This is a genomic window from Kineococcus esterisolvens (assembly GCF_050871405.1).
In the GTDB taxonomy this organism is placed as follows: domain Bacteria; phylum Actinomycetota; class Actinomycetes; order Actinomycetales; family Kineococcaceae; genus Kineococcus.
Genome location: NZ_JBJLRI010000124.1, coordinates 1 through 6,017, shown reverse-complemented (window position 1 = coordinate 6,017; position 6,017 = coordinate 1). Strand labels below are relative to the sequence as shown.

The 6,017-nt window shown below is 69.3% G+C and carries 7 protein-coding genes and 1 pseudogene; 3 read left to right on the top strand and 5 right to left on the bottom strand.

Annotated features, from left to right (window positions below; genetic code table 11):
• The first annotated feature begins 285 nt into the window (after positions 1 to 285).
• On the top strand, positions 286 to 987 hold the full coding sequence (locus ACRYR8_RS20780) for a DUF6518 family protein (protein ID WP_432486122.1): 702 nt from the start codon (positions 286 to 288) through the stop codon (positions 985 to 987).
• Between the two features lie 234 nt (positions 988 to 1,221).
• Here ACRYR8_RS20780 and ACRYR8_RS20775 read toward each other — a convergent pair whose 3' ends face one another.
• The gene (locus ACRYR8_RS20775; RefSeq protein ID WP_432486121.1) at positions 1,222 to 1,956 is read right to left on the bottom strand and encodes a class I SAM-dependent DNA methyltransferase; all 735 of its coding nucleotides are present in this window, start codon (positions 1,954 to 1,956) and stop codon (positions 1,222 to 1,224) included.
• A 307-nt stretch (positions 1,957 to 2,263) separates the two neighbouring features.
• On the opposite strand from ACRYR8_RS20775, the gene ACRYR8_RS20770 reads away from it, so the two are divergent.
• Positions 2,264 to 3,441 (top strand): IS3 family transposase gene (locus ACRYR8_RS20770; protein ID WP_432486120.1). Its coding sequence is split into 2 segments (ribosomal slippage): positions 2,264 to 2,548 and positions 2,551 to 3,441, totalling 1,176 coding nucleotides; the frame shifts between segments, so codons are not numbered across the junction.
• 176 nt (positions 3,442 to 3,617) lie between these two features.
• Here ACRYR8_RS20770 and ACRYR8_RS20765 read toward each other — a convergent pair.
• Both ACRYR8_RS20765 and ACRYR8_RS20760 read right to left on the bottom strand, forming a co-directional pair.
• Positions 3,618 to 3,854, bottom strand: a complete 237-nt coding sequence (locus ACRYR8_RS20765) for a hypothetical protein (protein ID WP_432486119.1) — start codon at positions 3,852 to 3,854, stop codon at positions 3,618 to 3,620.
• 220 nt (positions 3,855 to 4,074) lie between these two features.
• On the bottom strand, positions 4,075 to 4,902 hold the full coding sequence (locus ACRYR8_RS20760; protein WP_432486202.1) for an AraC family transcriptional regulator: 828 nt from the start codon (positions 4,900 to 4,902) through the stop codon (positions 4,075 to 4,077).
• A 102-nt stretch (positions 4,903 to 5,004) separates the two neighbouring features.
• On the opposite strand from ACRYR8_RS20760, the gene ACRYR8_RS20755 reads away from it, so the two are divergent.
• Positions 5,005 to 5,481: a VOC family protein gene (locus ACRYR8_RS20755; RefSeq protein WP_432486117.1), complete on the top strand. Its 477-nt coding sequence runs from the start codon at positions 5,005 to 5,007 to the stop codon at positions 5,479 to 5,481.
• A 150-nt stretch (positions 5,482 to 5,631) separates the two neighbouring features.
• Here ACRYR8_RS20755 and ACRYR8_RS20750 read toward each other — a convergent pair whose 3' ends face one another.
• Both ACRYR8_RS20750 and ACRYR8_RS20745 read right to left on the bottom strand, forming a co-directional pair.
• Positions 5,632 to 5,814, bottom strand: a complete 183-nt coding sequence (locus tag ACRYR8_RS20750) for a hypothetical protein (RefSeq protein WP_432486116.1) — start codon at positions 5,812 to 5,814, stop codon at positions 5,632 to 5,634.
• A 91-nt stretch (positions 5,815 to 5,905) separates the two neighbouring features.
• Positions 5,906 to 6,017 (bottom strand): annotated as a pseudogene (locus ACRYR8_RS20745) (IS30 family transposase); the annotation flags it as partial.

The following is a 6,017-nucleotide window of genomic DNA, read 5'->3' as shown; positions in this document are numbered from 1 at the left end:
ACCGGCTCGGACCCCGGCGCCGGCTCTTCGGAGAAGTCACTTCCCGGACCCGCCACGTCCATCGTCGCCACGCGCCGACGAAGCCGCAAGAGCCCCGTTAGACCCCGCCCTTGACACAGAAGGGAGCCATGACCGCTGAGTCGCCGCCTCCGCGGACGGCGGGATGACCGTGAACTCAGGTCGATCGTCGAGCCCGGCCCTCAACCCGGGGGATGAGCGATCGTGAGTCGAGGATCCGACCACGCGGTGATGTCCGGGTCACCTGTGGCACGGCAGGCTGCGACCATGAGCGAACCCACCGCCCCGACGACCTCGCCGCGCACCCCGTGGGCCGCAGGCGGCCGGCGCGTCGGGCCGGGCGGTGGTCTGGGGACAGCACCGTTGCTCGGTGCAGCAGTGCTGATCGGTGTGGTGTGGGGGGCGGCGACATCCGGGTTGCAGACCGTGCTGCCCTGGCCCTTCGCCGGGCTGGCCAACGCGGTGGGTCCCTGGGTCGCTCCCGCGTTCTTGGTCGGCGCCTGGAGCCGGCGGCCCTGGGCTGCGGTCCTGGCCGGTGTCCTGGTGTGCTTCGGTGAAGTCGCCGGCTACTACGCCACGTCCACCCTGCGGGGCTTCGGCGTCAACCCCGCCACGGTCGTGGTGTGGGCCGCCACCGGTGTGCTCGGCGGGCCGGTCCTGGGGATGGCCGGGTGGTGCTGGCGGCGTGCGCGTTCGCTGCGCGTGGCCGCGCTGGGGGCGGCGCTGCTGGGCGGGGTCTTTCTCGCGGAGGGTGCGGTGACTTACGGCGTCTATCTGCGCTACACGGGTGATGCTGTCGTCTTCTGCGTCCTCGGCGCCGCCCTGGTGGCGGTGCTCGGCGCCACCGCGTCATCGGCGCGGGCGGCCGGTGCGCGCGCTCGAGGCGTTGGTGCGGCGGCGGCGTGGTTGCTGCTGGTGCTGCCGCTGGGTGCTGCCGGCGAAGTGCTGCTGCACCGCGCCCTGACCTGAACCGGGCTGCGGTCGGCGTCCCTCGGGCGTCGTGAGCGCCCTACCGCGAGGAGGCAGCGTCGTGGGTGATCTCCTGGTCATCGACATGAGCGATAAATCGGATTGGCTCCGCTCGTCCCATTAATGATCTTCATCCGGTCACGTCGCCTCGACACCACGGGTCCGCTGTCACCGACTTCTGCGGTAGTCCCCTTCCTCGTGCGCAGTACCGCGCTTCAGCCAACAACCGCTTGGTCAGGGCTTGCGCCAGACCGAGACGTGGCTCTCGCTGTCGGAGGTGAAGGGTGCGCCGGTCCAGTCGGCGGTCCGCTCTTCGAGCTGCATGCCTGCGAGCTCGGCCATCAGGTCGCACTCCGAGGGCCACAGGTAGCGGAAGTTGGTGGCGCCGTAGCGAGTGGGGCCGTCCGCGGAGAGCCAGTAGTGGTGGGAGGTGCCCTGCTGGGTGACCAGGTCGTAGGTGTCCATCCCGAGGTGGGTGTCGCTGACGTCGAAGGGAGCGGCCAGCTGCCCGGGTGGCAGGCGGCGTAGCGGAGGGACCCAGAGCTCGATGACGAACCGTCCGCCCGGTGCGAGGTGGCGGGCGGCGTTGCGGAAGCAGGCGACCTGTTCGGCCTGGGTGCGCAGGTTCGAGATGGTGTTGAAGACCAGGTAGACGAGGGAGAACGTCCCGTCAGCCTGGGTCGTGGCCATGTCACCGACCACAACGGGGACCTGGCGCGCGTCGACCTTGCGCCGCAACCGGGCCACCATCGGCTCCGAAAGCTCGATGCCCGTGACCGGCACGCCCCGCGCAGCGAGGGCGACGCCGACGCGGCCGGTGCCGATCGCCAGCTCGAGCACGCGCCCACCGGCCGCGAGCCGCTCCAGTACGTCGAGCGTCGGCGCGAGTGCTGCAGGAGTCGACTGCTCTGCGGTGTCTTGGTCGTAGGCGTCGGCTGTGGCCTGGTCCCAGTAATCGCTGCTCGTCACATGGCAAGTTTCAAGCAGCCACGACGAGCCCGTCCACAGGATTGATGCCGCTGAGGAGGTCTCGGCTTCACCTGCCAGGGGCGCCCCACCGACAGGGCTGACGAGCTAGCAGACGACCTGGTCGTGCCCAGCGATGTCGTCGGCGAGCCATCCCGCGAAGGATCGACGTCCGGGGCGCAGATACGTCCTGGTCAGCGGGATGAGTAGCCCTGTGTCAAGCAGCCGCCGCGAGAACGGTCGGGTCTGCTGCATGATCAGGTGACACCGGACCTGGCTTGCCCGAGAGGCAGCCTGGAAGGATGCCGCTGTGCCCAAGCCCTACCCCCGCGAGTACCGCGACGATGTCGTGCGGGTGGCCCGCGATCGCGAGCCTGGCGTGACGCTGGAGCAGATCGCCGCCGACTTCGGGATCCATGTCATGACCTTGTCGAAGTGGATGCGCCAGGCCGACGTCGATGCCGGGGTGAAGCCGGGGAGCACGACCACGGACAACGCTGAGCTGCGTGAGGCTCGCCGTCGGATCAAGCTGCTGGAGCAGGAGAACGAGGTCCTGCGCCGGGCCGCGGCCTACCTGTCCCAGGCGAACCTGCCGGGAAAAGGCTCTTCCCGCTCGTGAGGGAGCTGGCCGCCGAGGGCATCCCGGTGGCCCTCACGTGCCGGGTGCTGAAGATCGCTCGACAGGTCTACTACCGCTGGCTGCTCCAGCCCGTCACCGACGCTGAGCTGCAAGAGGCCTACCGGGTCAACGCCCTGCATGACGCCCACCGAGAGGACCCGGAGTTCGGCTACCGCTACCTGCACGAGGAGGCCCGTGAGGCTGGGCAGGTGATGGCCGAGAGGACCGCGTGGCGGATCTGCGCGGACAACGGCTGGTGGAGCGCCTTCGCCAAGCGGCGCGCCAAGAACGGCAAGCGTCCCGGGCCGCCCGTCCATGACGACCTGGTCCAGCGGAACTTCACCGCCACCAGGCCCAACGAGCTGTGGCTGACCGACATCACCGAACACCGCGCGAGTGAGGGAAAGCTCTACCTCTGCGCCGTCAAGGACGCCTTCTCCCGCCGGATCGTCGGCTACTCCATCGATACCCGGATGAAGTCCCGCCTGGCGGTCGCAGCGCTGTGCAACGCCGTCGCCAGGCGCCGTGCTGGCGGCATGGACGTGGCCGGTTGCGTGATCCACAGCGACCGCGGATCGCAATTCCGATCAAGGAGATACGTCCACGCTCTCGCCCGGCAGGGGCTGGTCGGGTCGATGGGTCGCGTCGGCGCCGCCGGCGACAACGCGGCCATGGAGAGCTTCTTCGCCCTGCTGCAGAACAACGTCTTGGACCGGCAGTCCTGGGCCACCCGCGAGGAGTTGCGCATCGCGATCGTGACCTGGATCGAGCGGACCTACCACCGCCGCCGACGGCAGGCGGCTTTGGGCCGGTTGACCCCGATCGAGTACGAGACCATCATGACCACGCCGGTCGCTCTGGCCGCGTGACGTAGCTGTCACCTGATCATGCAGCAGACCCCGGTGATTTAATTTTGCCGGTATGGACTGATGGATTCTGACAAGGACTCACCACCGGGGCCTGCGTGCCAGCCCTTCACTTGTGAAGCGGCTTGCGCTCTGCCTTCGCGGGATGACCGTGAAGTTGGCTGGTGACGCTCGACACCTCACATCGACGTGGCGGCGACACGACCCGCCTGCTCGCGTCGGCGTGCTCGTTTGAGGCTTACCGAGCACGCCACGGCGACGAGGGTCGGCAGGCCCCAAACGGCAGGCGGGATATCGTAGAAGTGGGCCGCCACCCAGATGGCGAACAGCGGGAGGAGAGGAAGCGAGAAGGGACGCTGGTGCCAGCGACGACGGCGGAGGGCCAGTGCCGCGCGCATCTCGTCTGAGCCGGTCACCAGCTCATCTTGACGCCTGCAGCCATCCATCGCGTGCTCATCGGCAAGACCGTGAAGTCGTCGACCATGATCGTGCCCGACCTCGACGTGTGCGGGTGACGTCCACCCGGGACCGCGACGCTCGTGCGGGGGCCGCTGGTCATCACCGTGGACGCTGCTGATCACGATGTCCGGGAGCTCGTGGGCCAGGTGCAGTCCCTCGGCGGCCCACGCCTCGGAGTCACGCCAGCGTCGTTGCAGGGTCAGCGGAGCGGGCGCGTTCGGCGTACTTGCCCGGCGTCGTGCCGAGGACACGACGGAAGTCCTGATTGAGGTGTGACTGGTCGTACCAGCCCAGACTCAGGGCGAGCTCGGTGAGGTCGGCGTCAGGGTCCTGTTCCAGCTGCAGCGCGGCCTCCTGCAGCCGGGAACGCATGAGCACCCACTTGGGGCTGACGCCGACCAGACGCTGGAAGCGCCGTTGCAGCGTGCGCGGTGACCAGCCGGCGCCGGCGGCGACGTCCTGCACGCTGTGGGCAGGCTTCGTGCTCATGCGCTGCACCAGGGCGCGCATCTGCAGGTACTCCTCGCTCGGCGCCGCGGAGAGAGTGGTGAGGTGCCCGTGCAGGAGGTCGACCTGCTCCTGGTGCCCCTCGACGGCCATGACGGCGCGGCCGATGCCGTCCCAGCGCTGGTCGAGGTCAGCGGCCGCCACGACGCGGTCGGTGAGGGCGCCGGCGTCCAGCCCGGACCAGGCGGCCCAGCCGCCGGGGTGGAACTTCGCTCCCAGCACCGAACCGAGGCCGTGCAGGTGCACGGTGAAGGCACGAGTGGGCACGCCGTGCACGAGCGTCGCCGGCATCTGGTGCCCGTGACGCACCTGCCCGGGCGAGCCTCGCTCCACGGTCAGGTGCAGCGAGGGGAACGGGATGGTCATCACGGTGCGGGCGGGTTGGCCGCGCAGGTCCCAGCGCACCCACCACAGGTGCTCGACGAAGGGCTGCAGCGCCGGCGCCACCTCGATCCGCCCGACCTCGTAGAGGGCGGTGTCAGCGCCGCGGTGCACCACCCCTCGCATGGCAGCTGCAGCGCCCGGGTGGGCAGGACTGGGGTGAGGACCTGTCGCATCCTTCCAAGCCGCCACACCTTGAGACTAGGCACCATCGGCGTCATGACGACGCACGTGATCCCCGAGGGGTACACCAGCCTCACACCGTTCCTGGTCATCGGCGGCGCGGCGGCCGCGATCGACTTCTACACCGACGTGTTCGGTGCGGTGGTGGTCCGGCGCATGGACGGCCCCGGTGGGACCGTCGCCCACGCCGAGCTGGACTTCGGTCGCGGCCGTTTGCAGCTGTCCGACCCCAGCGAGCAGTACGGCCTGGCCGCGGTGGTGCCCGGACCGACCGCGACCCACTCCACCGTCCTGTACTGCCCAGACGTCGACGCCGTCATCGCCCGCGCCGTGGCCGCCGGGGCCACCCTGCGCGAGGAGGTGTCCACATTCGTCACCGGAGACCGGTTCGGATCGATTCTCGACCCCTTCGGGCAGCGTTGGGCAGTGATGACCCGAGTGGAAGACCTCAGCCCGGAAGACGTCGAACGCCGCCTCGCTGACTGGGGCGCCACCGAGGGCATCACCGGGTGATGCCCTCGCATGGTGACGGGCGGGACTTGTTCGCGACGAAGACAGCGCCCAGGGGAAACCGTCGAGGCTCCACGACTCGCTCGTCACGGTGCTGGTGAGGTCGCTGGTCGCTCACTTCCCGCGCCACGAGCGGCATGAAGCGCAGCCCGATCACGAGCGGTCGCGGGCCTTCTTCGCCGGGCCGTACGACGACACGCCTCTGGGTAGTTCAGGGTCGTAGGCGGGAATGAAGTCTTCGGCCTCTGGAGCGCCAATCACCTGACGTACAGTCTTGACCAGGCTGCGGCGGAGGCTGATCCACCTACTGCGCATGGACGGCTTGGGGATGCCCACTGCCGCTCCCTCGCCCGGTGACCCTTGCATCAGTGTCCCGAGCCCGTGTCGGCCTGTCACTACGTCCGGAGATCGGTGCGGGCTCAGGCGGTCAACGCAACACCTCCGCCAGCACCTGCGAGGGTGACCGAAAGCCAAGGGTCTGTCGAGGCCGCTCGTTGAGTTCTCGAGCGATGGCGTCGAAGTCCGCCTGCGTCAGGGTC

Coding starts and splice junctions, on each gene's coding strand:
- ACRYR8_RS20780 (WP_432486122.1), top strand. CDS start 286: ATGAGCGAACCCACCGCCCCGACGACCTCGCCGCGCACCCCGTGGGCC.
- ACRYR8_RS20755 (WP_432486117.1), top strand. CDS start 5,005: ATGACGACGCACGTGATCCCCGAGGGGTACACCAGCCTCACACCGTTC.